Annotated in this window: 25 protein-coding genes; 7 read left to right on the top strand and 18 right to left on the bottom strand. The window is 64.2% G+C overall.

Annotated features, from left to right (window positions below):
* Window positions 1-37 precede the first annotated feature (37 nt).
* The 4 genes from CZ338_RS02265 to CZ338_RS02250 are packed head-to-tail and all read left to right on the top strand — an operon-like array spanning window position 38 to window position 3,227.
* Window positions 38-922 carry an ABC transporter ATP-binding protein gene (locus CZ338_RS02265; protein ID WP_235839396.1) on the top strand — a complete coding sequence of 295 codons (885 nt, stop codon included), beginning with the start codon at window positions 38-40 and terminating at the stop codon, window positions 920-922.
* Window positions 919-1,665 carry an ABC transporter permease gene (locus CZ338_RS02260; RefSeq protein ID WP_087116645.1) on the top strand — a complete coding sequence of 249 codons (747 nt, stop codon included), beginning with the start codon at window positions 919-921 and terminating at the stop codon, window positions 1,663-1,665. The genes CZ338_RS02265 and CZ338_RS02260 overlap by 4 nt, the downstream gene beginning before the upstream one ends.
* 3 nt (window positions 1,666-1,668) lie before the next feature.
* Complete coding sequence (locus CZ338_RS02255) at window positions 1,669-2,418, top strand: ABC transporter permease (protein ID WP_087116643.1); 750 nt, start codon at window positions 1,669-1,671, stop codon at window positions 2,416-2,418.
* 11 nt (window positions 2,419-2,429) lie between these two features.
* The gene (locus CZ338_RS02250) at window positions 2,430-3,227 is read left to right on the top strand and encodes a spermidine synthase (protein WP_087116641.1); all 798 of its coding nucleotides are present in this window, start codon (window positions 2,430-2,432) and stop codon (window positions 3,225-3,227) included.
* A 60-nt stretch (window positions 3,228-3,287) separates the two neighbouring features.
* Here the strand turns inward: CZ338_RS02250 and CZ338_RS02245 are convergent, their stop codons facing one another.
* The 7 genes from CZ338_RS02245 to CZ338_RS02215 form a co-directional block, all read right to left on the bottom strand.
* Complete coding sequence (locus CZ338_RS02245) at window positions 3,288-4,373, bottom strand: glycoside hydrolase family 25 protein (RefSeq protein WP_087116640.1); 1,086 nt, start codon at window positions 4,371-4,373, stop codon at window positions 3,288-3,290.
* A 128-nt stretch (window positions 4,374-4,501) separates the two neighbouring features.
* Complete coding sequence (locus tag CZ338_RS02240) at window positions 4,502-5,710, bottom strand: cysteine desulfurase family protein (RefSeq protein WP_087116637.1); 1,209 nt, start codon at window positions 5,708-5,710, stop codon at window positions 4,502-4,504.
* A 13-nt stretch (window positions 5,711-5,723) separates the two neighbouring features.
* Window positions 5,724-6,680, bottom strand: coding sequence for an electron transfer flavoprotein subunit alpha/FixB family protein (locus CZ338_RS02235; RefSeq protein WP_087116635.1), 957 nt, complete (start codon window positions 6,678-6,680; stop codon window positions 5,724-5,726).
* A 15-nt stretch (window positions 6,681-6,695) separates the two neighbouring features.
* Window positions 6,696-7,502 (bottom strand): electron transfer flavoprotein subunit beta/FixA family protein, encoded by an 807-nt coding sequence (locus CZ338_RS02230; protein ID WP_087116633.1) that lies wholly within the window; start codon window positions 7,500-7,502, stop codon window positions 6,696-6,698.
* A gap of 41 nt (window positions 7,503-7,543) precedes the next feature.
* Window positions 7,544-8,923 (bottom strand): THUMP-like domain-containing protein, encoded by a 1,380-nt coding sequence (locus CZ338_RS02225; protein WP_235839395.1) that lies wholly within the window; start codon window positions 8,921-8,923, stop codon window positions 7,544-7,546.
* Window positions 8,913-9,740, bottom strand: a complete 828-nt coding sequence (locus CZ338_RS02220; protein ID WP_235839394.1) for an NUDIX hydrolase — start codon at window positions 9,738-9,740, stop codon at window positions 8,913-8,915. Before CZ338_RS02220 ends, CZ338_RS02225 begins: the two co-directional genes overlap by 11 nt.
* A gap of 13 nt (window positions 9,741-9,753) precedes the next feature.
* Window positions 9,754-10,605, bottom strand: a complete 852-nt coding sequence (locus tag CZ338_RS02215) for an ABC transporter ATP-binding protein (protein WP_087116629.1) — start codon at window positions 10,603-10,605, stop codon at window positions 9,754-9,756.
* A gap of 201 nt (window positions 10,606-10,806) precedes the next feature.
* Here CZ338_RS02215 and CZ338_RS02210 point away from each other — a divergent pair, with 201 nt between their 5' ends.
* From CZ338_RS02210 to CZ338_RS02200, 3 genes are all read left to right on the top strand, one after another.
* Entirely contained in the window at window positions 10,807-12,834 is a 2,028-nt protein-coding gene (locus CZ338_RS02210) for a maltotransferase domain-containing protein (protein WP_087116628.1), read from the top strand.
* Window positions 12,835-13,058: 224 nt separating this feature from the next.
* Complete coding sequence (gene glgB / locus CZ338_RS02205; protein WP_087116627.1) at window positions 13,059-15,275, top strand: 1,4-alpha-glucan branching protein GlgB; 2,217 nt, start codon at window positions 13,059-13,061, stop codon at window positions 15,273-15,275.
* Between the two features lie 197 nt (window positions 15,276-15,472).
* Window positions 15,473-16,654 (top strand): HNH endonuclease signature motif containing protein, encoded by a 1,182-nt coding sequence (locus tag CZ338_RS02200; RefSeq protein WP_235839393.1) that lies wholly within the window; start codon window positions 15,473-15,475, stop codon window positions 16,652-16,654.
* Here CZ338_RS02200 and CZ338_RS11040 read toward each other — a convergent pair.
* The 11 genes from CZ338_RS11040 to atpB all read right to left on the bottom strand — a co-directional run bounded on the left by CZ338_RS11040 (window position 16,651) and on the right by atpB (window position 25,843).
* Window positions 16,651-16,926 (bottom strand): hypothetical protein, encoded by a 276-nt coding sequence (locus CZ338_RS11040; RefSeq protein ID WP_087116624.1) that lies wholly within the window; start codon window positions 16,924-16,926, stop codon window positions 16,651-16,653. The genes CZ338_RS02200 and CZ338_RS11040 overlap by 4 nt on opposite strands.
* A 63-nt stretch (window positions 16,927-16,989) precedes the next feature.
* Window positions 16,990-17,682: an endonuclease NucS gene (gene nucS, locus CZ338_RS02190; protein WP_087116622.1), complete on the bottom strand. Its 693-nt coding sequence runs from the start codon at window positions 17,680-17,682 to the stop codon at window positions 16,990-16,992.
* A 185-nt stretch (window positions 17,683-17,867) separates the two neighbouring features.
* On the bottom strand, window positions 17,868-18,296 hold the full coding sequence (locus CZ338_RS02185; protein ID WP_162287288.1) for a DUF2550 domain-containing protein: 429 nt from the start codon (window positions 18,294-18,296) through the stop codon (window positions 17,868-17,870).
* A gap of 272 nt (window positions 18,297-18,568) precedes the next feature.
* Window positions 18,569-18,931, bottom strand: a complete 363-nt coding sequence (locus CZ338_RS02180; protein ID WP_087116618.1) for a F0F1 ATP synthase subunit epsilon — start codon at window positions 18,929-18,931, stop codon at window positions 18,569-18,571.
* Window positions 18,932-18,940: 9 nt separating this feature from the next.
* Window positions 18,941-20,491, bottom strand: coding sequence for a F0F1 ATP synthase subunit beta (atpD, locus tag CZ338_RS02175; protein WP_235839392.1), 1,551 nt, complete (start codon window positions 20,489-20,491; stop codon window positions 18,941-18,943).
* Window positions 20,492-20,494: 3 nt separating this feature from the next.
* A complete protein-coding gene (locus tag CZ338_RS02170; RefSeq protein WP_087116616.1) occupies window positions 20,495-21,469 on the bottom strand; it encodes a F0F1 ATP synthase subunit gamma in 975 nt (324 codons plus the stop codon).
* A 73-nt stretch (window positions 21,470-21,542) separates the two neighbouring features.
* Window positions 21,543-23,222: a F0F1 ATP synthase subunit alpha gene (atpA, locus tag CZ338_RS02165; protein ID WP_087116794.1), complete on the bottom strand. Its 1,680-nt coding sequence runs from the start codon at window positions 23,220-23,222 to the stop codon at window positions 21,543-21,545.
* A gap of 8 nt (window positions 23,223-23,230) precedes the next feature.
* The gene (locus CZ338_RS02160; protein WP_087116614.1) at window positions 23,231-24,064 is read right to left on the bottom strand and encodes a F0F1 ATP synthase subunit delta; all 834 of its coding nucleotides are present in this window, start codon (window positions 24,062-24,064) and stop codon (window positions 23,231-23,233) included.
* 8 nt (window positions 24,065-24,072) lie between these two features.
* A complete protein-coding gene (locus CZ338_RS02155) occupies window positions 24,073-24,654 on the bottom strand; it encodes a F0F1 ATP synthase subunit B (RefSeq protein WP_087116612.1) in 582 nt (193 codons plus the stop codon).
* A 48-nt stretch (window positions 24,655-24,702) separates the two neighbouring features.
* Window positions 24,703-24,945, bottom strand: a complete 243-nt coding sequence (locus CZ338_RS02150) for an ATP synthase F0 subunit C (protein WP_076598385.1) — start codon at window positions 24,943-24,945, stop codon at window positions 24,703-24,705.
* Window positions 24,946-25,045: 100 nt separating this feature from the next.
* Window positions 25,046-25,843 carry a F0F1 ATP synthase subunit A gene (atpB, locus tag CZ338_RS02145; RefSeq protein WP_087116610.1) on the bottom strand — a complete coding sequence of 266 codons (798 nt, stop codon included), beginning with the start codon at window positions 25,841-25,843 and terminating at the stop codon, window positions 25,046-25,048.
* Window positions 25,844-25,866: the final 23 nt, after the last annotated feature.

Here is a 25,866-nt window from a genome sequence, read left to right as displayed (position 1 = left end):
AGGCATGGACACACCATCGATAATCAGGACCACAGGGTTGACTAAGACCTACGGCAAGACCACCGTCGTCGACTCGCTCGACCTCGACGTCGCGGCGGGCACCGTGCACGGTCTGCTTGGCCCGAATGGCTCAGGCAAATCCACCACCATGAAGATGCTGTTGGGGCTAGTCACTCCCACCAGCGGCGAGATCAGCATGCTCGGGCACCCGATGAACCGCGATACACGCGCACAAGTCCTCGCCGGTGTCGGATCGCTCATCGAGGCCCCTTCCGCGTACCCGCACCTGACAGGCGCGGAAAACATGAAGATTGCGTCGCGTCTCTTCGACGCGGACCCGGCAAATGCCCGGCACGCGGTCGAGCTCGTGCGCTTGGGCAACCACATGGACAAGCTGGTCAAGAACTACTCTCTGGGGATGAAGCAGCGCCTGGGAATCGCCATGGCGCTCGTGCGTGATCCGCGCCTCTTGATTTTGGACGAGCCCACCAACGGCCTCGACCCCGCCGGCATCGAAGAGATCCGAGAGCTGATCGTCAGTCTCGCCCGCGATGAGGGCCGCACTGTCCTCGTCTCCAGCCACTTGTTGTCGGAGATTGAGAAGATGGCATCCCACCTGACCATCATCGACCGCGGCCGGATGGTGTTCCAAGGCTCCCAGCAGCAGCTTTACGACGCCCAGTTGCCCGACCTCTACATCCAGACCCCGTCTGCCCGCCTTGCTGCCGAGTTGCTCGCGCCGCTGAACCCAGCTGAGACGGCCGGCGGTGTTGAGCTGAGCGGCTTGACCGACGAGCAGGTCGCCGAAGTATGCACGCATCTCGTCAGCCATGGTGTTCCCCTGCACCAGGTGGTGCGCAAGCGCCGCAGCCTTGAAGAGATCTTCATCGGCCTGACCGGAAGGGAGGGGCTGAGCGCATGATGGTCGAAATCGCGAAACTGCGCCACTCGAAAGTCGCGCTGTTGGGACTAGCTCTGTCCGCGGGCATCATCCTGTTCACCAGCATGAATCTGTTCGCGGGCGGCCACCTCGAGGAATTCCGGGCGGACCCGCACGGTTCGTGGGGTGGGCACCTCGTCGGATTCTGCATGGCCTTGGCGTTTCTGTCGCCCCTGCAGTTGGCGCTCATCGCAAGCCGCGCAGTTGACGCCGAGCATGCGAACGGCGGCTGGCGTCTCAATGCTGTTGCTGGAACGGGGCCGGGCACACTGATCGTGCGCAAATTCATCGTGACTGGAGTGTTCGTGGTTGCGCTCAAGATCGTTGAATTCGTGGCAGTGCTCGTCCTGCCGATCGTCGCGGGAGCCGCTGCGCCTGATGCAGACATGCTCACAACCTGGTCCGTTTTCGGCCTGGGCGCAACGGGGACGAGCTGCGCCATGCTCGCAGTCATGCTGTGGCTCGCGGCCGCGACCGAATCCCAGATCGCTGTCCTCGCAGTCGGAATTGTCGGAGGCTTCCTCGGCATCGCTGCGCTACTTTCCCCGACATGGCTGGCTGCGATCAATCCCTTCGGCTACTTCTCCATGCTCACCCCGTTCACTTTCGCCGAATCGGGCATAGAGCAGGTCTCCCCTCATTGGATTGCGTGGGCTTGCTACCTCTTTGTCTCCGCAGCAGTCTTCACTGCGGCTACACGCGCTCTTAACCGGAAGGAGCTTTAAACCATGGAGCTATTGCGCAACGATCTGCTCAAATTTCGCCGGTCGCACCTGTGGACAGTGATCACGCTCGTTCCACTCATCGCGGTTGTGATCGGTGCAGGAAATTACGCCGGGAACCGAGAACAGCTCTCCGAAGGCTGGGACAGTTACCTCTCCCAAATCATGCTCTTCTACGGGATGCTGTTCATGGCGGCAGGAATCGCGATCATCGCCTCTGCCGCGTGGCGCGTTGAGCACCGCGGACACAACTGGCTCTGCCTCCTCACCTCGACCCAGTCCGCCGGAAGTTTGATCGCTGCGAAGATCGGGGCGATCACATTGGCCACCGCAACGATGCACACAGCACTCGTCATTTTCGCTGTGGTCGGAGGAAAATCACTCGGGCTTCCCGGTGCCCCGCCTCGAGACCTCCTCCTTGTGGCTGCGCTCGCGCTCCTCCCTGCAACAGCTGTTGCAGCCTGGCAGTCTCTTCTGTCCATGGTCATCCGCAATTTCGCTGGCCCAGTAGCAATCGCTTTGATCGGCAGCATTATCTCTTTCGGTGTACTCGCCGCGGGAGCCCCAGTTATCCGATTCACCCTCCCACCTGCTCTGCTGACCGATACGTTGTGGCTGGGCAGTACATCGGTCGCCGACGCCCACGCGCTTACCTTCGGTACAGCGGCTCAGGTTCTCTTCATTTCGGCTGCGTTCACATTCGTCGGCTGGTTGGCGGCAGTGACCTATCTACGGAAAACGGACGTTCGTCTGTAGTCTCAGCCTCTATGGCCCATGACAGTGAAATTCACGAGATCGACACCGGCATCGCCGAAATCATCCACGAGCCGGACGGGTCGATGCTTCTGATGGTCAACGGTGTGCCCAGCTCCCACATCGTGCCGGGCAAACCGGAACGGCTGGATTTCGAGTACATGCGCTGGATCGCGGCTGCCGTCGAGGAGACCCGCGCGTGGGAAAAGCCGCGGTTGACGCACCTCGGGGGTGCGGGGTGCTCGCTGCCGCGCTATTTTGCGCACATCTGGCCGCATTCGCGGAACACAGTCGTCGAGTGGGACATGGACCTGGCGCAGCTCGCGCGGGAGAAATTCGACATCCCGCGCTCCCCGCTAGTGAAGATCCGCGTGGGCGACGCGCGCGAGGTCAGCGACAGCTTCGTCGACGCATCGCGCGACGTGATCATCCGCGATGTCTTCGAGTCCGCGACAACGCCGCGCAGCTTGACGACGCTCCCCTTCTACCGCTCCTGCCTCCGCTCCCTCTCGTCAGACGGCCTTTATGTCGCCAACTGCGGTGCCCGCGGCGACCTGCAGGAGGCGCGCGAGGAACTCGCCGGAATGGCAGAAGTCTTCCCCCACCTCGCCGCCATCGCCGACCCGCCGATGCTGAAAGGCCGGCGCTACGGCAACATCATCCTTCTCGGATCCGCCGCCGAGATATGCGAGACCCCCGAGCTGACCAGAAGGTTGCTCGGGGGTGGGGTGCCGGCGCATTTCAAGGGCGACGCGTGGGCGCGCGACATGGCCGCGTCCGCCTCGCCGAGGCAAGACGAGCCAGCGAGCTAATTTTCAGACATGACTCGCTCCGCCGGCTACTGCAGCCGGCCCGGGCCCGGGCGCAGATGCTTACTGGCTCGACCCCTGGCCGGCGCCGCCACTGGCCTTGTTGGCGTTGTCCAAAAGGATGAGCAGGTCGCCGACGGAATAGTTGTCGCCGACCATCATGTTGTTGAGGTCGTCGATAGGCAGTGTGCCGTTCTCGATCTGGATGCGTGCGGTGTCTGCGATGTTGTGCGCGTCGCCGGCGTCGAAGCCGAAGGTCTCGGCGGCGCCCTCCACTTGCTGCGGCGCGAGAACACCGGAGGCGAGCCCCAGGATGGCGGCTGCGAGTGCGCTGTTGTTCTTCTCGAGGACAGCCAAAGAATCGGCGATGCCGCTTTCGATCTCGTTGTCCTGGAACTGCTCGAGCAGGCCGCCGGGAGCATTGTGGTCGCCGGCGACGAAGCGCGCCCACTGGCCGTGGTTACCGTTGAACAGGTTCAGGTCGACGGGCGTGTTGATGCCGGCCACGCGCCCGGACTCCGAACGCTGCCAAATGTCCACCTTGTCCCAGCCGCCGACAGGGCCCGGCGCCTTGTTCTGGTACGCGGCGAGCCACAGCGGGTAGTCGGCGAACTCGCCGGTGTTGCCCATCTGCTCGAGCCAGAAGTAGCGGTAGGTGTACACCATCGGGCGGCGGCCAGTCTGGTTCTCCAGCTCGGTGAGGAAGGTGCGTGTCCAGTCGCGCAACTCCTCGGGACTGAGGCCTTCATCGACTTCGAGGTCGAGCACCGGCGGCAGAGTCGTAGCCGGCCCGGTCTTGAGCACATTGGCGAAGTTCGTCGCCTGCGCCACCGGGTCCTTCGCAGGACGTGCGTAGTGGTACGCACCGACGGTCAGGCCCGAATCCAGGGCGCCCTGCGCGAATTTAGCGTAGGCGTCGTCTGTGTAATCCGTGCCCTCGGTTGCCTTGATGATGGCGAAGCGGTTGTTGTCGTCGCGCACCGAGTTCCACGCGATGGCCTCGCCGCCAGTGTCCTGGTGGTGGGACACGTCGACACCGTTGACCCAGTCGGCGCGACTGTCGGCGTTGACGGTGCCGGCCGCCATGATGCCGCCGAAGGCGATGGCTGCGGACGCGAGTAGGGCTGCAGGGCGCAAAGAACGAGTCATGGTACGCACCGTAACTCACACTAGTCACAGCTGTCACACGCGACACGCGCGCCACTTTCACGTTTCGGCGTCGCAGCGTTTCGGCGTTGAAGCGTTTCGGCGTTGCACACCTTCGCAGCTTCGCAGCTTCACAGCTTTGCGACGTCCCGCGCCTTCCCAATCACCTCCGGCAGCCTACCGAGCAGGAACTGAACGTCCTCCTCCGTCGTCGTCCTGCCGAGCGTGAAACGGAGGGCCCCGTCGACGTGATCGTCCGGCAGCCCCATCGCCTCGAGCACGTGACTGCGCTGATTCACCCCGTTGTTGCAGGCCGACCCCGTCGATGCCTCAATGCCCATGGTGTCCAGCAGCATGATCATCGCGTCGCCGTTCGCGCCGGGGAACGTCAGGTGCGCGTGCCCGGGCAACACTCGCGCGCCGGACCCGGACACGGACCCGGGCACGGACTGGGGCTCGGCGGCGGATTCACTGAGGACGGTGGGGCGGGAGTTGGGGATGGAGTGGAGGGCGCCGTCGATAAGCATGTCGCGGAGGCGCGTGAGACGCGCCGCCTCCGCATCCATCTCGGCGACCGCCTCTTTCAATGCTGCCGCCGTCGCCGCGGCCGTAGCAACGTCGACGGTTCCCGGACGAAGGCCCCGCTGCTGCCCGCCGCCGGTGAGTACCGCGGCAGGCACCGGAGACCGCCGTGCCAGCAGGATGCCCGCGCCGCGCGGGCCGCCGAACTTGTGGGCACTCGCGGCCAGCGTCGTCGCTCCGAGTCCGTGGAAATCCACTGGCATGTGGCCGACCACTTGCACCGCGTCCACGTGGACGGGTGTGCCGGCGTCGGAAGCACGGGCGACGATCTCTTCGACGGGCTGGATCGCACCGGTCTCGTTGTTCGCCCACATGCAGGTGGCAACATCGGCGGGCGTGTCCAGAGCGTCCGTCGCCTTCACGACGCCATCGGACCCGACGGGAAGGAGCTCGACATCGGCGCCGGACGTGGCCAAGTCCGCGACGGTCTCGCGGACAGCCGGGTGCTCGATCGGGGTGGAGATGACGCGGGCACCCGGCACCCCGGCGAAGCCACGGAGCGCGAGGTTGTCGGCCTCGGTGCCGGAGCCGGTGAAGATCACCTCGACGGGGTCTGCGCCGAGAATCTCCGCAACAGTCTCGCGGGCCTGCGCCAGCACGGCGTTGGCGGCGCGGCCCGACGCGTACTGTCCGCCGGGGTTGAGCAGGTGAGCGTGCTCTGCCCACGTGTCCACCGCCACCTGGCGCATCGGCGTGGTGGCTGCGTGGTCGAAATAGCGCGCCGCAGCAGAATCCGTCAGGTCCGTCACGTCCGTCATCGAGACAGTTGCGCTAGCCCTGGCGTGCCTCGAGAGCCTTGATCAGCTCGGGCACGAACTCCTCGATGTCCGCCACGACTCCAATGTCGGCGATGGAGAAGATCGGCTCGTCGCGGTCCTGGTTGACGGCCACGATGGTGCCGGATGTCTGCATGCCCGAGGTGTGCTGGATCGCGCCGGAGATACCGAGGGCGATGTACAGGTCCGGCGACACGGTCGCGCCGGTCTGCCCCACCTGGGTCTCGGGGTCGGCATAGCCCAGGTCGACGATGTCGCGGGTGGAGCCGGTGGCGGCGCCGAGGACGTCGGCAAGCTTCTCCACGTACTCCTTGTACCCGTCCGCCGAACCGACACCGCGGCCGCCGGAGACAACGGTGGCGGCTTGGGTGAGCTCGGGGCGGTCGGCGCGGACCTTCGGCGTGAACGACGTGACGCGGACATCGCGCTCGGTCGCGGCAGGCAGCGGCATCGGAGCGATCTCGCCGGCAGCCTCCTGCGGCTCGGCCTTCACGGAGCCCGGACGCAGGGTGTAGATCGGGGTCTCGCCGCCGGCGATCGCGGTGGTGGTGTAGCTGCCGCCGAAGATCTCGTGGTGGGCGGTGCGGTTGTCCTCGATGCCCACGACGTTCGTGAGCACGCCGGAACCGAGGCGCGCGGCGAGGCGGCCGGCGATCTCATTGCCGGTCACGGTCGCGGCGATCACGATCGGAGCCGGGTTCGCGGCACCGAGCGCTTGCAGCGCGTCGACTTCGGGGAGGACGAGTCGCTCGCCGTAGTCCTCGGCGGAAGCGTCGATGACCTGTGCGGCACCCAGCGCCGCCAGCGACGGTGCGAGTGCTTCGGCATCGCCAGGCTTGCCGACGACCACCGCCGACACCACCCCCAGCCCCCTCGCCGCCGTGATCAGCTCGCCGGTGATCGGGCTCAATTCAGAGCCGGTGTGCTCTGCCAGTACGTATACGTGCATCAGGAATCGGCTCCTTAATTAATTCTGCTGCGGAAGGTCGGAAAGAAGGTTGCGGGCAGCCAGCTGCTCGACCACCTGGGCGGCGATGTCGTCGGCAGGGCCTTCGAGCAGTTCGCCAGCAACGCGCGGCGGCACCTCGGACGCGCTGGTCACGGATGTTGCGGAGTTGCCCAGGCCGACCTGGCCCGGCTCGACACCGATCCGGTCGATGGTCAGGCGCGTGATCTCGTGCTTCTTCGCGGCCTTCATGCCCTTGAAGTTGGGGAAGCGCGGCTTGTCGGACTGCTCGGTCACCGTCACCACGGCTGGCAGCGGCGCCGCGATCTCCCAAGTGCCGCGCTCGTCCTCGCGGGTGGCTAGAATCTCGCCGCCCTCGATGCGCAGGTTGTGCGCCTGTGTCACAGCCGGGACCTGTCGGTATTCCGCCAACAGTCCCGCCAGGGTGCCGGTACCGCCGTCGGAGGACTGGTTGCCGGCAATGACCAACGCCAGTTCGTCGATGGTGTTCAGTACGTTGTGCAGCGCCCACGCGGTGGAGATGGAGTCGGAGCCGGCGAGGGCGTCGTCGATAAGCGAAATGGCGTCGTCCGCACCCATCGCGAGCGCCTTGCGCAGCGCTTCCTCGCACCCCTCCGGGCCCATGGTGACGGCGACGACGCGGTAATCGCCCGCTTCGCGCAGACGCAGCGCCGCCTCGACGGCGTACTCGTTGATCTCGTCGATGACGTTGTCGGCGCTCGCGCGGTCGAGCGTGTTGTCCGCCTCGAGCGACTTCGTCGACCACGTATCCGGCACGTTCTTCACCAGCACGGCAATGGTGGGCATAAAAGTTTCACCTTCCATCTATCAGATTCGCTCACACGAGCCTAGCGCACGCGCGCATCGCAAATGAACGCTGTTGCGCTGTCCCCGATGCGCGCGATGGCGACGCCCATCGGACGCTTCCCCTTCAGCTTCAGCTTGCTGCGCAGCTGGTCAGGGTCCACATCGACACCGCGCACGAGAATCTCCACTGACCCCGCGCCGTGCGCCTGCAGTGCGGGCCGAAGCTTCTTCAACGGCACCGCCTCAATGAATGGAAATCCGGAGTACCCCGGCGGCAGCGCGTCGCCGGTGAGGAACGCGATGTGCGGGTCCAACATCTTCAGGTCGTGCCGCGCCGCCCACTGCTGCACAAGCCCCGCACGGATCACGGCGCCGTCCGGCTCGACGATGAAGCTTCGCGGCTTATCGACGTCCACCCCATCCCCCTCATCCCTCCCCCTCTCCGTGAACTCATCCCGGATCACCACTGCCTCCCGGGTGTGGCCCGGCTCCGCCAAGTCAGGGGTGTACAGGCACGCTTCTTTCACTCCCCCGCCGACACTGACGACGCTGACCAGGCCGTGCCAGTCCGAGTAGTCGATGCCCGGCGCGCACTTGACGGCCATCGCCGCTCCACGGTGCGCGTCGACCAGGTCCGGTAGCGGCGGGATGAGCTTCGCGGGATCGGTGATGCGTCGCCCGTCCGCCCGACGCGCGGGGTCCGCAACAATGACGCGGCCAGGACGCGAGCCCGTGCCCGAACACGCGCGGATCCGGGGCCCGGGGCTGCTCGCCGGGGTGGTCACAGGTGCGAGCGCGTCGGCCTGCGCCACCCATGCTCGCCCAGCCGCCGCTTTCACCACGCCCGCGCCAGCTTGCGCACCCACCTGCGCGAGGTTCGCGCGTGCCATCAGCAGCCGCGAGTAGTCGAGATCCGTGCCCAGCCAGTCCATCCCGGTGGCGATCACTGCGGGTGCCTCGGTGCCGATCGAGCATGTCACGTCGTGCACCAGCGCAGCCCCCGCCGCGGCGATCCGCTCCGCGCGCACCTGGGAGACAGCGAGCGGGGTGGCCTGCTGTGCGGAATCGCTGTCCGCCAGCCAGTCCGAGGCATTCCCCGCGAAACCCGCAGCGCCGGCGACGTCCGTGGCACCAGCGAGAACCGCGGCACTGGCGGCGCCGGAAGCAGCAGCACCGGGAGCGGCGGCACCGGCAGCGACGGCACCGGGACCGGCGGGCAGCTCGAGCTTCGGAGCGAGCGTCTGCCGCGCCTGCAGGAGTTCCATCACGGCGCGGGCGTTCTCGCCGAACAGCTTCGACAGTGCTGTGCGGTCGGAAATCGCGGATTTCTTGGTCAACGCGATCTCGCCGCTCGCGGCGACACGGGCGATGTCGTCGGCGCGGGCGGCGAGGAAGCGGACCTCGTCGGGGCTAAAGCTCAAACTTCTTCCCCATCCGGTTCACTGGCTGGCGGTCAAAAAGCTCAGCGTAGCGCGGAATGTCGACGGGGTCGCCCACGACGGCCTCGATCGGCAGGCCTTTCACGTGCTCCATCACCTCGTCGACGGAAGAGAACTCGGAGATGTCGTACAGCTGCGCCCACGTGGAGGGGGCGAAGCGGACGAGGCCTTGGCGCCAGCCGTCGATAAGCAAGCTCGGCGGGAACCAGTTCGCGTCGCTTGCCTCGCCGGTGGCCACGTCGGGTTCCTGGCCGACGGGCAGTTCCGCAACAAAGGTGAATGTGTCGAACCAGGTGCCCTTTTCCGACTTGCCTACCCAGCGGCCGGACGGTTTAAGCAGGGTCGCGTCGACATCCAAGCCGGTTTCTTCGAGCAGTTCCGTGAAGGAGAGCTCGTGGCTTTCCAGCCGTTTTCGCTCGTGGTGGAAGGGGCGGGCGTCGCGGAGGAGGGCGCCGGTGTCGTCGACAAGCAAAAGCGTGCCGGTCTCCTCGAACAGCTCGCGCACGGCGGCGAACATGAGCGCGTGTGCCTGCCGCGGCTTGACATCGAGCTGCTTCGCCAGGTCCGACGCGGAACGGCCCGACCACAACTCCTTCGCCTCGTCCTGATTCGGCGGGAAATCGCGGATGTCCACGCCGCCGCCCGGAAAGACGGTCATACCCGGGTAATTGCGCATCGTGAGCACGCGCTCCTGCATCCACACCTCGAGGCCCGCCGCGCCGTCGCGCACGAGGATCACGGTCGCCGCGAGACGCCCGTAGTTGATCCCCAGCATGTCCTCTTCATTACGCGTGGGCACAGTTCACCTCCGCTTATCGACGGTGCGCCCCACCCCGGCGCTCCCTCCGCGCGAAGAAACGCCCGTCTTCCTTCGTCAGCTTGATCGGCTGGTGGTACGCCTTGGTCAAATTCTCACCGGTGAGCACGTCGTCGATGAGCCCCTGCGCGACGACCTCACCTTCGTCCAGCAGCAGCGCATGCGTGAAACCGAACGGAATCTCCTCGACGTGGTGCGTGATCATCACGATCGCCGGCGCATCCGGATCGAGCGCGAGCTCACCCAAGTATGCGACGAGATCCTCCCGGCCACCCAGGTCGAGCCCCGCGCCGGGCTCGTCCATGATGAGTAGCTCCGGGTTGACCATGATCGCGCGGGCGATGAGGACGCGCTTCTTCTCACCGTCCGACAACGTGCCCCAGCGCCGACCGAGCAAGTGGAAAGCGCCGACCTGGTCGAGTGCGTCGTGCACCTGCTCGTAATCCTGCTCGTCGTACTCCTCGCGCCAGCGCCCCACGACCGCGTAGCCGCCGGAGAGCACGAGGTCCTCCACGCGCTCATCCACCGGCACCCGGTCCGCCAACGCGGAGGTGGTCATACCGATCACGGCGCGCAGATCGCGCATGTCCGTCTTACCGATTTGCTCTCCGAGCACGAACGCCGTGCCGTTCGACGGGAACTCCTGCGCCGCCGCCATCCGAATCAACGACGTCTTGCCGGCACCGTTCGGGCCGATCACCACCCAGCGCTCATCCAGCTCTACCTTCCAGTCGATGGGCCCCACCAGCGTCTTTCCGCCGCGGCGAAATTCCACGCCGCGGAAGTCCAGCAGCAGGTCGGGATCGGTCGGTTCAATTACGGGAGTTCGGTCAGTCACGCCCCCCATTGTGACGCATTTTGCTTGACGACGGCTCACTGACGCGCTCACTCTCCCGCCCAATCCCTCCCCCTTTCCTCCGCTACTGTGGGGTTTGTCAGATGCCGGTGATGCCGCCGCGAGGCCACCGCATCCGTTCAAATTTCACTCAATCCAACTTCACTTAATCCAACTTCACTCAATCCAACGAGGTGTATCGACGTGAGCCCAGTGATCGGCCGACTTGGAATCGACGATGTCCGCCCCCGCACCACCGACGGCGCCCTGCCCACCAAGGCTGTCGTCGGCGAGGTGGTGCCCATTTCCGCCCTGGTGTGGCGCGAAGGCCACGACGCGATCGCGGCGACCGTTGCGGTGACGGACCCGGACGGCCACGAGTACACCGTGCCCATGGCCCCGGAGACCGACCGCCCCGACTACTGCAACGCCGTCATCACCCCGGACACCACGGGTCTGTGGCGCTTCCGGGTGGAAGCGTGGTCTGATCCGGTCTCGACGTGGCGCAACGCCGTGACCAAGAAGTCCGCCGCCGGGCAGTCCGCCGCCGAAATGGCGAACGACCTGTCCCACGGTGCAGAGCTGCTGCGCCGCGCCGCATCCGAAGCAGGAGCACACGCAGCTGGCACCGGCTCCCTCAAGCGCGCCGCCGATGCCCTCGAATCCGACGCGCCGCTGCGCGAGCGCCTCGAACTGGCGCTCTCCCCCGAGGTTGCAGAGGTGCTCGCCGGCCACCCGGTCCGCGACCTGGTGACCGCCGGACCGGAATGCGAGATCCTCGTCGAGCGCACGAAGGCCCTGTTCAGCTCTTGGTACGAGCTGTTCCCCCGCTCCACCGGCGGCTGGGACGGGAACGGCCACCCGGTGCACGGCACCTTCGCCACCACGGCCGAAGCGTTGCCGCGCATCGCGGCCATGGGATTCGACACGGTGTACTTCCCGCCCATTCACCCGATCGGCCAGAAGAACCGCAAGGGTCCGAACAACACGCTCGTCGCGGAAGAGGGTGACGTCGGTTCGCCTTGGGCCATCGGATCGAAAGACGGTGGCCACGATGCCATCCACCCGGAGTTGGGCACCGAGGAAGATCTGCGCGCGCTGCTCGCCCGCGCCGACGAGCTCGGCCTCGAGGTCGCCCTCGACTTCGCGCTCCAGGCCGCGCCGGATCACCCGTGGGCGAAAGAGCACCCCGAGTTTTTCACCGTGCTCGCAGACGGCACCATCGCCTACGCCGAGAACCCGCCGAAGAAGTACCAGGACATCTACCCCATCAACTTCGACAACGACGCCGACGGGATTTACCAGGAGATCTACCGGGCGCTCATGGTGTGGGTCGAGCTGGGCATCACCACCTTCCGCGTGGACAACCCGCACACGAAACCGGTGGATTTCTGGCACTGGATCATCGCAAAGGTCCACGAAACCCACCCCGACGTGATCTTCCTCGGCGAGGCGTTCACCCGCCCGCCACGCCTGCTCGGGCTGGCAAAGGCCGGGTTCTCGCAGTCCTACACCTACTTCCCGTGGAAGACCACGAAGAAGGAGCTCACCGGCTTCACCGAGCAGGCGGTCCGGTTCGCCGACATCTCCCGTCCGTCGTTCTGGGTGAACACGCCGGACATCCTCCAGGCGTTCATCCAGACCGGCAACCGCGCCGCGTTCGCGATCCGCGCGACACTCGCCGCGACGCTTAGCCCGCTGTGGGGCATGTACTCCGGCTTCGAGCTGTACGAGCACGAGCCCGTCGCCCCCGGTAGCGAGGAGTACCTCAACTCCGAGAAGTACGAGCTGCGTCCGCGCGACTTCGAGGGCGCACTTGAGCGCGGTGACTCGCTCGAGCCGTACATCACGTTGCTGAATAGCATCCGCAAGGAGCACCCGGCGTTCCAGCAGCTGCGCAACCTGCACTTCCACGACGCGGACAACGACAACATCATCGTCTTCTCCAAATTCGACGCGACAACCGGCGACAGCGTCCTCGTCGTGGTCAACCTCGACCCGACGTACACCCAGGAAGCCACCGTCACCCTCAATATGGAGGCGCTCGGTCTCGCCCCCGGCGCGACATTCCCCGTCCACGACGAAGTTTCCGGCGAGGATTACGACTGGTCGATGCGCAATTTCGTCCGCCTGAGCCCCATGGGCAACGTCGCCCACATCTTCCGGCTTCCGCTTATCGACGAGCCCGCCCGCACCCACCTCGCCTTCCGCCGCGTCCCCGACGAGGATTATCGCCCGTAAGATGGCCCCACAAGCGGGTGCTGCGGTCGCATGGCTGCATGACGGCGTGAGCGGCATGAGCTGCACGAGCGGCACGAGCGACTCAGTGCCACAGCGGCACGAGCAGCTCAGTGCCACGCTGTGTGACGGCAACCCGGCCACACAGCAACCCGACTTTCGGAAATCCGATACACCGACAAACTGAACAGCAAACTAGCATCACTTCGACCAGGCAAAGGAACACTATGACCTCCGGCTTCGACGACACCACCGCACAGCTGGACCCGGCGCACTTCATTCCCGACGAGGACCGGGCCCGACTCCTCGAGTGCAAACACCATGCGCCGCACGACTTTTATGGGTGGCACGCGACGTCGACAGGCTCTGTGATCCGCACCCGCATGCTCGGCGCGACCGGTGTGGAAGTACTCATCCACAACGAGGGCCTGCCCATGACTCCCATCGGGGACGACATGTGGGTGCTGCCCCTCGACGACGATTTGGCACCCGACTACCGCCTCCGGATCACCTACCCCGAGGGCGACCCGGTGATCACGGCGGACCCCTACCACTTCTTGCCGACGCTCAGCTCCTTCGACCTCCACCTCATCGGCGAAGGTCGCCACGAACGCCTGTGGGAGGTCCTCGGTGCCAACCAGCACACCTACAACACGTCGATGGGCCAGGTGCAGGGCACGTCCTTTGCGGTGTGGGCTCCGAATGCTAAAGGCGTCGCTGTCATCGGCGAGTTCTGCAACTGGAACCCGAACCAGTACCCAATGCGCACCCTCGGATCCACCGGCATCTGGGAGATCTTCATCCCGGGTATCGAGCCCGGCACGGAGTACAAGTTCACGGTGCAGGGGGCGGACGGACGGGCCGTCGATAAGGCGGATCCGTTGGCGAAGCAGACCAAGACTCCGCCGGAAACCGTGTCCGTGGTCGCAGGCGTGGACGAGTACGCCTGGACGGACCACGAATGGATGGCGGCCCGCCCCGGCACCGACGCCACCAACGCCCCGATGAGCGTCTACGAAGTCCACATCGGTTCTTGGCGCGTCGGCTACGGGTACCGCGAACTCGCCAATGAACTCGTCCCGTACCTGCAGGAGAACGGCTACACCCACGTCGAGTTCCTTCCCGTCGCCGAGCACCCCTTCGGCGGGTCCTGGGGCTACCAGGTCACCGGGTACTACGCCCCCACCGCACGTTGGGGATCGCCAGATGACTTCCGGTACCTCGTCGATAAGCTGCACAACGCAGGCATCGGTGTCATCGTCGACTGGGTTCCCGCCCACTTCCCCAAAGACGAATGGGCGCTCGCGCGTTTCGACGGCACCCCCCTCTACGAGCACCCCGACTGGCGCCGCGGCGAACAGAAGGACTGGGGCACCTACGTTTTCGACTTCGGCCGCAACGAGGTGCGCAACTTCCTCGTCGCCAATGCCCTGTACTGGTTCGAGGAGTTCCACCTCGACGGCATCCGCGTCGACGCCGTCGCGTCCATGCTGTACCTCGACTACTCCCGCAACCCGGGCGAATGGCTGCCGAACCAGTTCGGCGGACGCGAGAACCTCGATGCCGTCCAGTTCCTGCAGGAAGTCAACGCGACCGTCCAGCGCACCCACCCCGGCGTTCTCACCATTGCCGAAGAATCCACCGCGTGGCCGGGCGTGACCGCCCAAACCTCCGCCGACGGTCTCGGCTTCTCCCTGAAGTGGAACATGGGCTGGATGAACGACACCCTCGAGTACTTCTCCCTCGACCCCATCCACCGCTCCTACCACCACCACGAGATCACGTTCTCCCTCGTGTACGCGTTCTCCGAGCGCTACGTCCTGCCGTTCAGCCACGACGAAGTCGTCCACGGCAAAGGCTCCTTGTGGGAGCGCATGCCCGGCGACGCCTGGAACAAAGCCGCGGGTGTGCGCAACCTCTTCGCGTACATGTTCTCTCACCCCGGCAAGCAGCTCATGTTCATGGGCTGCGAGTTCGGCCAAACTACCGAGTGGGCCGAATCCGGCTCTGTCAACTGGGACGACCTCGAAGGCTGGGACCACGAGTACCACGAGGGCATCCGCACTCTCGTGCGCGACCTCAACCACCTGTACCGCGACACGCCTGCACTGTACAGCCAGGACAACACCCCGATGGGCTTCCAGTGGATCAAGGGCGACGACTCCGATCACAACATCCTCGCCTACGTCCGCTGGGGAGTGGACGCGACGCCGGTGCTCGCCGTGATCAACCTTTCCGGCGAGTCCCAGCCCGATTACCGCCTCGGGCTGCCCCGAGCCGGAGAATGGGAGCTCATCCTCAACACCGACGACGCCCGCTACAACGGCGCCGGCAATCCGCTCGACGGCACCGTGCCCACCGACGCGCAGCCGTGGGACAGCTTTGAGCAGTCCGCCTCGTTCCACGTCCCGGCAATGAGCGCGCAGTTCTACCGTCTGCGCTAACAGCAGCCGGCACAGCCGGCGGTCCCGGGCAAGTCGATCCCGGGACCGCCGATTCTGGCGGCAGGTGCGTCGACCTGCCTCATCGGCCCCGCCAGCGCGCGGGACTGAGCACGTTTCACTCCGGCACCATCACGTGGCTGAAGGTTCCCCGAAAATGCACATTATAGTGGGCTTTTAGCCCTTTACAGTCTGTTTTCGTGGCCGCTAACGTGCCGGGTATGACAGCATTCGACAACCTGATTAAGACGATGACGGACTCGGCAATCGACGTGCTGGAGGACTTCCACAAGCAGACAGCCGTCGATGCCGGGCTAGACCCCACCCGCGCCAACGCGTGGGACGGGCTACAGGAAACCTACTTCGGCCCGACCACGTCGCCGCAGAAACAGAGGCTCGCACGCGACAAGGCGAGACGCAGCGGTTTATCACTCGACCAGTTAGCCCTCATCGAGCGCAAGATCAAAAAGATCTCCTCGAATCGCACGAAAGCTAAGCTGCGTCTCGCGCTTCTCGACGCAACCGGCAACTACAAAGCCCTCGCCCGCCTGGCCAAACGCCTCGTACCCGGTCAAGACAAGAACACTCCTCCCCGCAAGCAAGTGACGTTTTCCCGGACACGATCGGGCCGGCGCACCATGACGGTCACAGCTGAGCAACGCGACATGGCGGATCTCGAACACGCCCTGATGACCGGCGCCGACACCGCCAAACCTGTCGCGCCACAAATGCTCGAGAACTTCTTGCGCCTCATGCGCGGTTTCAACCCGCCCGGTACCACAGAAAATGGCGGCTCGGTCGACGACAGCGCCGAAAACAACGCAATCACTTCCCCAAACGCCGCCACCCCAGCGGTCCCGTACGCGGTGCCACGCCCACTCATACTCATCCCACTCCATGAATGGGTGAAGATCCACAAAGGTGAGGGAGACGAAACGATATTGCAGCTCACAGACGGCACGACCATGACGGGCGCGGAGTTCCTCAACACCTACTACGCCACAGCAGAGAATTACCTGGAGGCCGCCACATTCCACGTGGAGGAGGGGGCGGTGAACCTGTACCGGGGGCGTCGATTAGCGAATGACAAGCAGCGCACCCTCGCTCGCGCAACGAGCCCCACGTGCCCGGTGCCCGACTGCCGCCACGGCGCAGACGCGTGCGAGATCCACCACATCACCGCGTGGAAGCACGGCGGGGAGACGAACATCGCGAACCTCGCGCCTCTGTGCCGCTACCACAACCGCGTCAACGACGACGACCCAGAGCAGAAGAAGCGCGGGCGCATAGTGAACGTCAACGGCACGCCCGCTTGGCGCTCGCCGCGCGGCCACATCGTGCGCAACAGCACGCCCGGAGCGATGGACGCCCTATTCGCTTAACGACGCTCCCAGCAATGCCTATGCCAGTGCCGCCTGTCATCCCCTCTGCCACCGGTGTCGCGGGGCCACGCCACCACATGCGCCACTCCGGGCGGAATGTTCTGGTTGCAGCGGGGGCATACGTAGTACTTCTTGGCGGATGCCGAACCGATCTGCCGCACGAGATAGATGTCCCCGTGCGGCCCGGTTTCCTCTTGGGTGCCCCAGTAGGCACCACCATCACGTGGGAGCGGTCGCAGTTGTTGCGCGTAGCGACGATTCTTCCGCGGCACCTTCCAAACCCCTTAGACCTTTGAACCCCTTAGACCTTTGAACCTCTCAGACCTTCGAACCTCTTAGAAGAGACGGAGCTCGTTCGACTCGATGCCTCGCAGCTCGTCGTAGTCGAGAGTGACGCACGTGATACCGCGGTCCTCAGCCAGCGTCCGCGCCTGCGGCTTGATTTCCTGGGCTGCGAACACACCTTTCACTGGGCCGATCAGCGCGTCACGACTGAGCATCTCGATATAGCGGGTCAACTGCTCCACCCCGTCGATATTGCCGCGGCGCTTCACCTCCACGGCGACTGCTCCACCTTCAGCGTCTTTGGCCATGATGTCCACAGGGCCGAGCGGCGTCGGGTACTCGCGCCGAACGAGTGTGTAGCCCTCGCCCAGGGTGGTGATGTGTTCCGCCAACAACTCTTGCAAGTGAGCTTCTACGCCATCCTTAATCAAGCCTGGGTCCACCCCGAGGTCGTACGTCACATCCGAGTGGATTTCCTCGATGGTGACGCGCAGCTGCTCACCCTTCGGGTTCTCCACGACCCAGAGTTGGGCGCCGGTCTCCTCACCGTCGACATCGAGGATGGGCTCCTCCGCGATCGTGCACGGTGGCGTCATCCAATTCAGAGGCTTATAAGCGCGGTCATCCGCATGCACCGACAACGAACCGTCCGCTTTCACCATGATGAGACGGTCCGCGAGCGGCAGATGTGCATCCAGACGGCCGACATAATCCACCGAGCAGCGGGCAATAACAAGACGCATAGTCTTCTACCCTAGCGCCGATATCCCACGGGCCTCCCGGCGACCCAGACGCCAAGCAAACTCATTGCACGAATCAGGTGTTGCCGCGTAACGCCCACGGATCAGGCGTTGCCGCGTAACACCCTCGGATCAGGCGTTGCCGCGAAACGTCCTCGGATCAGGCGTTGCCGCGTAACACCCACGGATCAGGCGTTGCCGCGAAACGCGCGCTGATGGAGACGATTCATGTCGGTGCGCACTTGCCGGCTGTCAGGAGCGGATTCGACCCACGAGATCAGTGCCATAGCGGCTCGGCGGTTAAGCGCGAACTCGTGTTCCGCGCTATCAGACGAAACCAAAACGACCACCTCGACCCCGGGCATGAAGTCCCGTTCGGTCTCGGTGGCGTCGCGGTTTCCTGTAATAGTCAGCGCGGAGCGGTCAAGCTCGAGGTCGGCAGAAAAAGACATCGATCGCAGTTTGAAAAAGCGCATCGTTTCGCCGCTATACACGGCGATGCCATGGCGCCAGCCGTGTGTTCCGGCCGCGGGAAGCGTACGCATCAGCGCTGGTGTCCCGTTGTTGCGCACTGTGAGGAACCGCCACAACGCACCAGCTAGCAGCACGATCGCCACAGCGCCGAAGAGGAACCCCAATAGCTTCATAGAGGTTCAGTTTAATGACCCGACGCACAGGAGATTAACCGCCGAAAGTTCGACTCCCCCCGAATGCACACGGAAGGTTCCTAAGCGTCGGCCTCACTTTGGGCGGTGCAGATGCTGGGCACATCTTTGGCGGGTAACGAGCGCATCCAAGTTCAGTTAGTCCCCCACGGCACTCTGCGCCACACAGACAAAAGAAACCGCCCGGACCAGCCGATGGCATGGTCCGGGCGGGGAGGGAGAGCTTAGGCGGTGCCGCTACGTCGCAAAGCTGCCTGCTCTGCGTCGTGGCGCGCCTTCGACGTCGGATCGTTCTCGTCGAAAGCCTCGTTGGAATTGACCTCGTCGGCGAAGATCGCGTAGTCCGCCAAGATGGTGACCTTGTTACCAGTCACCGAGACGAACCCACCCTGGACAGCCGCGACGATCTTGTCGCCGTCGACCGGGGTGATGGTCACAACGCCGTTCTCCTTGAGCTGGCCCAAGAAGGGTTCGTGGCCAGGCAACACGCCGATCTCACCTTCAGTGGTCTGGGCGGTGACGATCTTCGCCTCGCCAGACCACAGCTTGCGCTCAACCGAAACGAGATGCGCGGTGATTTCAGCCATGAGCTACTCCTACTTCTCTTGCAGCTTCTTGTATGCAGCCTCGACGTCGTCCAGACCGCCGAGGTTGTTGAAGGCCTGCTCCGGGTAGTGGTCGAACTCGCCGGACGCGAGACGGTCGAAGGCGTCGATCGTCTCCTCGAGCGGCACGTAGGAACCCTCGTCGCCCGTGAACTTCTTCGCCACGAAGAAGTTCTGGCCCAGGAAGCGCTGGATCTTACGGGCGCGCATGACGGTGATCTTGTCCTCTTCGGACAGCTCGTCCATACCGAGGATGGCGATGATGTCCTGCAGCTCCTTGTTCTTCTGCAGGATGTTGATCACCTTCTGAGCGACCTCGTAGTGGCGCTCGCCGACAATACCCGGCTCCAGGATGCGGGAGGTCGAGGTCAGCGGGTCCACAGCCGGGTAAATACCCTTCGAGGCGATGGAACGGGAGAGCTCGGTGGTCGCATCCAGGTGGGCGAAGGTCGTTGCCGGTGCCGGGTCGGTGTAGTCGTCCGCCGGAACGTAAACGGCCTGCAGAGACGTAATCGAACGGCCCTTGGTCGAGGTAATGCGCTCCTGGAGCACACCCATCTCGTCAGCCAGGGTCGGCTGGTAGCCCACGGCGGACGGCATACGGCCGAGCAGCGTGGACACCTCAGAACCGGCCTGGGTGAAACGGAAGATGTTGTCGATGAACAGAAGCACGTCCTGGTTCTGGACATCGCGGAAGTACTCCGCCATGGTCAGGCCGGACAGGGCCACGCGCATACGGACCCCGGGCGGCTCGTCCATCTGGCCGAAGACAAGGGCGGTATCCGGAAGAACGCCCATGTCTTCCATCTCGAGGAAGAGGTCCGTACCCTCACGCGTGCGCTCGCCGACGCCGGCAAAGACCGACGTACCGGAGAACTCGCGTGCAATACGGGTAATCATCTCCTGGATAAGAACGGTCTTACCCACACCTGCACCGCCGAAGAGGCCGATCTTTCCGCCCTTGACGTACGGGGTGAGCAGGTCGATGACCTTAATACCGGTCTCGAGAATCTCGGTCTTACCCTCGAGGTCCTTGAACGCCGGGGGCTCGCGGTGGATGCCCCAACGCTCGCCGTCCTGGCCGACCGACGGGTCGTCGAGGCAGTCGCCGAGGGCGTTGAAGACGTGGCCCTTGACCTGGTCGCCGACCGGAACCGAAATCGGGTTACCGGTGTCGACGACCTTGGCACCACGGACGAGGCCGTCGGTCGGAGCCATGGCGATGGTGCGGACGAGACCGTCGCTCAGGAACTGAGCGACCTCGAGAGTAATGGTCTTTGCCACTGCCTCGAGCTCGATGTCGGTGTGCAGAGCGTTGTAGAGCTCCGGCAGCTCGCCGCGCGGGAACTCCACGTCGACGACGGCACCGATAACACGCACGACGCGGCCGTTCTCGGAGCCCTGCGGCTTCTGGGTGCTCTCAGCGCTACGAGCCTGGGTGGCATTATCAGCGGCGTTCTCGACGGCACCGGAGGCTGCGACGTTGTCATCGGCCCCGGTCGGCTCGTCGTTACGCCCATCAAAAGATTGAGCTGTAGTCATGTTCTAGTCACTTTCTCCGCTACCGGACAACGCGCCAGCGCCGCCGATAATCTCGGTGATTTCCTGGGTGATCTTTGCCTGACGGAGCTGGTTCGCTTCACGCGAGAGCTCGCCGGCAAGTTCAGTTGCGTTGTCCGTCGCGTTCTTCATCGCGGTGCGACGAGATGCGGACTCGGCTGCCGACGCTTCCAGGAAGATCGAGTAGAGCGACCTGGAAACGTACGCGGGAAGCAGCTGCTCCATCAGAGAATCTGCGTCCGGCTCGAAATCCATGTCCGGCAAGACGTTGCCAGAGGTGTGCAGCAGATCTTCCTGCTCGAATTCCACGTCCTCGAAGACGGGCTCAATCGGAAGCAGCTGGTGGACGGTGGCCTCCTGCGACAGCATGGACACGAACTTCGTGTACACGACATGCACCTGGTCAAAACCGCGGACAGACTGCCCCTCAGATCCGCGAAGGCCGTCACGCCACTTCGCTTCACCTTCGGAGCTGGCTTCGAAGCCCTGGATCATGTGCTGGCGGACATCGTGCGTGGACTCCCAAGACGGGTCCTGGGACCAACCGGTCCACTCCCCTGCGATCTCTTGATCACGGAAGTCGTAGTGGCTGACGCCCTTGCCGCCGGTCACGTAACGGACCACCTCGTAGCCGTTGTCCTGGAGCATGCGCTCCAGTTCGCCGGCCTTCTTGAGCACGTTGTGGTTGTAGCCACCGGCCATGCCGCGGTCGGATGTGACCACGAGCATTGCCGCCACCTTGCCGTTTTCGCGTTCACGAAGCATCGGGTGGTCCAGAGACGTCGCCGACACGAGGCGCTCCATCATGTCCTGCATCTCGTTGGCGTACGGCTGGGCCGCCTCAACGCGCTGCTGGGCTTTGGTGATGCGCGACGTCGCGATCAGTTCCTGGGCCTTGGTGATCTTCTTCGTGGAATTGACTGACCGGATTCGGTCGCGCAGTTCGCGAAGTGTAGCCATGGTGTGTGCTCCTCCTTTCTCTTAAGTCGTAGTGAGTCGTTTTCGCTTATCTAGTTCGAACTCGGTGGGCGAACTAGCCGCGCTTCTGCGACTTACGAGAAACGTTGAGCTGGTTCTTCGACACATCCGCCTCATCGAGGGGCTTGGCCTCCGGCTCGCGGACGACGTGCTCCTCGTTGGTTGGCTGGAAGTTGCGTGCGAAGCGCTCGTTGACGGACTTCAGAGTCTCCTTGGACTCGTCGGACAGTGCGGCGCCTCCGTCGATCTGCTCGTACACGCCCGGGGCTTCAGCGCGGATCGTCTCGTGCAGCTCTGCCTCGTAACGGCGGACATCTTCGACGGGAACGGAGTCGAATCCACCCTCGTTAGCGAGGTAGATGGAGATGATCTGGTACTCGACCGGCTGCGGGGAGTTCTCGGCTTGCTTCAGCAGCTCGACGAGGCGCTGGCCGCGCTCAAGCTGACGCTTGGAAGCGTCGTCCAGGTCGGACGCAAAGGCAGCGAAGGACTCGAGATCGCGGTATGCGGCCAGGTCCAGACGCAGGTTACCGGCGACCTTCTTCATGCCCTTGGTCTGTGCGGCACCACCGACACGGGAGACGGAGATACCGACGTCAATAGCCGGGCGCACACCCTGGTTGAAGAGGTCGGACTGCAGGAAGCATTGACCGTCCGTAATCGAGATGACGTTCGTCGGAATGAAGGCACCGACGTCGTTCGCCTTGGTCTCGATGATCGGGAGAGCGGTCAGGGAGCCGGCGCCCAGCTCGTCGTTAAGCTTGGCGGCGCGCTCGAGCAGACGGGAGTGCAGGTAGAACACGTCACCGGGGTATGCCTCGCGGCCCGGCGGGCGACGCAGCAGCAGCGAGATGGCACGGTACGCCTCAGCCTGCTTGGTCAGGTCGTCGTAGATGACCAAGACGTGGTTGCTCTGGTACATCCAGTGCTGGCCCAGGGCTGCGCCGGCAAACGGTGCGAGCCACTTGAAGCCGGCGGAGTCGGACGCCGGAGCAGCCACGATCGTGGTGTACTCCAGGGCACCGTTCTCCTCGAGGGTGCGGCGAACACCTGCGATGGTGGAGCCCTTCTGGCCGATGGCGACGTAAATGCAGCGAACCTGCTTGGTCTTGTCGCCGGTCTCCCAGTAGGCCTTCTGGTTGAGGATGGTGTCGATGCAGACCGCGGTCTTACCGGTCTTGCGGTCGCCGATGATCAGCTGACGCTGGCCACGGCCGATCGGGGTCATGGCATCGATAGCCTTGATGCCCGTCTGCATCGGCTCCTCGACCGGCTGACGGTCGAGGACGCCTGCGGCCTGAAGTTCGAGCGCGCGCTCTTCTTCGGCCTCGATCGGGCCAAGGCCGTCGATCGGCTGACCCAGGGGGTTGATCACGCGGCCGAGGAAGTCATCCCCAACCGGGATGGACAGGACCTCGCCGGTCCGTACAACTTTGTCGCCCTCGGTGAGGGTTTCGAAATTACCCAGGACCACAACACCGATCGTGTCGGTGTCGAGGTTCTGTGCGACGCCGATGACGCCGTTCGGGAACTCAAGCAGCTCGTTGGTCATGCAGCCCGGCAGCCCGGAAACCTGGGCAATACCATCTGCAGCCGACGTCACCACGCCGACCTCCTCACGGGAGGCCTCCGCGGAGTAGCTCGAGGTGTAGTTCGCTATCGCGCTACGGATCTCATCGGAGGAGATCGTCAGCTCCGCCATGTTCTTCCTGCTCTCGGTAGTTTGTTCCAGCATTTTCGTCATTAATAAGCCGTGTTGGCTGCCATGTCGGCGCGCAGGCGCGACAGTTTGCCGCGCGTGGAGCCGTCGATAAGCTCGTCGCCAACGCGGATGGTCGCACCGCCGAGGAGGCTGGGGTCAACCTCGGAGTGGATGGCCATCTCGCGGCCGTAAATTGTGCCTAGCTTGTCTGCCAGCGCGTCACGCTGCGCATCCGTCAGCTCTGTCGCGGACGTGACCTCCGCAACCGTCTTTCCCGTCAATTCGGCTGACTCGCGCGAAACTGCGGCGATGTCGTCGACCGGGTTGTGTTCCGGGCGGCCGACCACCTGAAGCGCAAGCGCCTCGGTGTACATGGTCACCTTGCCGTACAGGACGCTCGCCAAAAGCTGACGCTTCTGGTCTGCGGTTGCGCGGCGGTCGGACAGCAGCTGGGTCAGCTCGCCTTCGCGCTCGAGGAGGCGGGACAGGGCGAAGAGCTCGTTCTCGACGTGCTCGAGCTTGCCCTCGCTTTCGGCACCGCGCAGCAGGGCACGGCGGCCCAAGTGCACGAGGCCCTCACGGAACTCGCGCGGGGTCGACCACTCCTGCTCTGCGGCTTGCTTCAGCACGGTAAGGGTGGCGTCCGCCACCTTGCCGCCGAAGACGTCGCTGATCATGCCGGAACGCTGCTCCGGCTTCAGGGATGCGTCCGCGACTGCCACGCGCAACGGGCGGTGCTGTTCGAGCTGGTCCACAACAAGGAAGAGCTCGGTGCCGACCTGTGCTGCGATGGAAACGGTGTCGCCGGCGTTACGCAGAAATGCGTCTAGCTTCTCGGCGACCCGAGTCTGTGCTTCGCGGCTAGCTGCTCTCATGGACTACCTCACTTCCGCGTCGCCGAGCGGGCGGAGACGGTGTCCAGCTGGCTCAGGAAAGAGTCGATGGTGTTGGAGCGGCGGGTGTTGTCCGACAGCTCTTCACCGAGGAGTTCCTCAGCCAACGTGATGGAGTTCTGGCCCAGTTCGTTACGCAGCTCGGCGATGACCTGCTCGCGGGAAGCCTGCAGCTGCTTTTCGCCGTTTGCGACGATGCGGCGGGACTCGGCCTCAGCGTTAGCGCGAGCCTCAGCCTCGATCTCCTTGCCCTTCTGGCGGGCAGCTTCGCGGATCTCGGCGGCTTCGGCGCGTGCCTCAGCGAGCTGTGCGTTGTTCTTCTCCAGAGCAGCCTTGGCCTGTGCCTGAGCGGACTCAGCGCGCTCAATGCCGCCCTTGATCCTGTCTTCGCGCTCGGCGAGGACCTCCTGGAACTTTGGAAGCACGTACTTCCAGAAGAGCAGGAAGATGATGAGGAAGACAACGAGGGACCAGACGAGGTCGTAAGTCTTGGGCAGGAGGATAGAGTTGCCACCGTCGAGCGGCAACGTCTCGGCCTCCTCGGCCGCAAGTAGGTAGATGACGTTCGTCATTGGTTGCTCCTGATCTAAAAGGTTTACGAGTGTGTGGTGCGTGTTCTTCTAGAACAGGAAGCCGGCGACGAGGCCGATCAGGGCGAGAGCCTCAACGAAGGCGATACCCAGGAACATCGTGGTGCGCAGCTGGCCGGCCATCTCCGGCTGGCGTGCCATGCCCTCGACGGTCTTGCCGACGAGGATGCCGATGCCCAGGCCCGGGCCGATGGTGGCGATGCCGTAGCCGATGGCGCCGAGGCCGGTGTACTCGGTAGCTTCTGCTGCCTGCGCGAGGATGATGTCGTTCATGGAAAGTCGTTCCCTTTCTTGGTGCCCGCGCCTTTGGAGGCCCGGGCGGTGACGAGGTGAGTGGGGTTATTCAGTTGACCGTGTGTCAGTTCGCGCCTGACTAGTGCGAATCTGCGTGCAGCGACAGTTCGATGTACACCGCGACCAGGAGGGCGAAGATGTACGCCTGCAGGAAGATGACAATCAACTCGTACAGGGTGAACAGAACCGCTGCGACCAGTGTGAGGCCACTCATCGCAGTCCAGCCGTTGAGCTGCCAGAAGAAGAAGTTCGTGGCGGAGTACAGCAGGACGAGAATGATGTGGCCGGCCAGGAAGTTCGCCATGAGACGAAGAGCCAGGGTGACCGGACGCAGAATGAACGTCGAGAAGAACTCGATCGGCACCACCAGGAGGTGGAGCGCGGGAGGCAAGTTAGGAATCACGAGCGAGTGCTTCACGTATTTGCCGAATCCGTAGCGCGAGGCGCCTGCGTAGATCATCGTGATGTAGCCCACCAGCGCGAGCACGATCGGCAGACCGATTCGCGAGCTCGGCGAGATGTTCAACCCCGGAATGATCGTGGCAACGTTCATGAAGAGGACCGTGAAGAAGATGGTCGCGATCACCGGAAGGAATCGGCGGCCTTCTTTCTTGCCCAAGATGTCTTCGGCGATCTGCACGCGGACGAAGTCCACTGCGAGCTCACCGAAGTTCTGCAGACCTTTGGGAACCAGCTGAGGTTTCCGGAAAGCCAGCAGGAACAGGATGATCAGCACGGCCGCCATGAACAGGCGGACGAGCATGATGCGATCCAGCGCGAACCAACCGCCGAGGAAATCTCCCCCGATCAATTGGTCGTAGTATTGCCCCGGGAAAAATTCTGGGTCCAATTCGGGTGCGTGGAAGCTACCCCTCATGGCCAAAGTTGTAACGCTCAGCG

It is taken from the genome of Corynebacterium urinipleomorphum, assembly GCF_900155535.1.
Taxonomy (GTDB): domain Bacteria; phylum Actinomycetota; class Actinomycetes; order Mycobacteriales; family Mycobacteriaceae; genus Corynebacterium; species Corynebacterium urinipleomorphum.
This window is presented reverse-complemented; position numbering and strand designations above follow the sequence as displayed.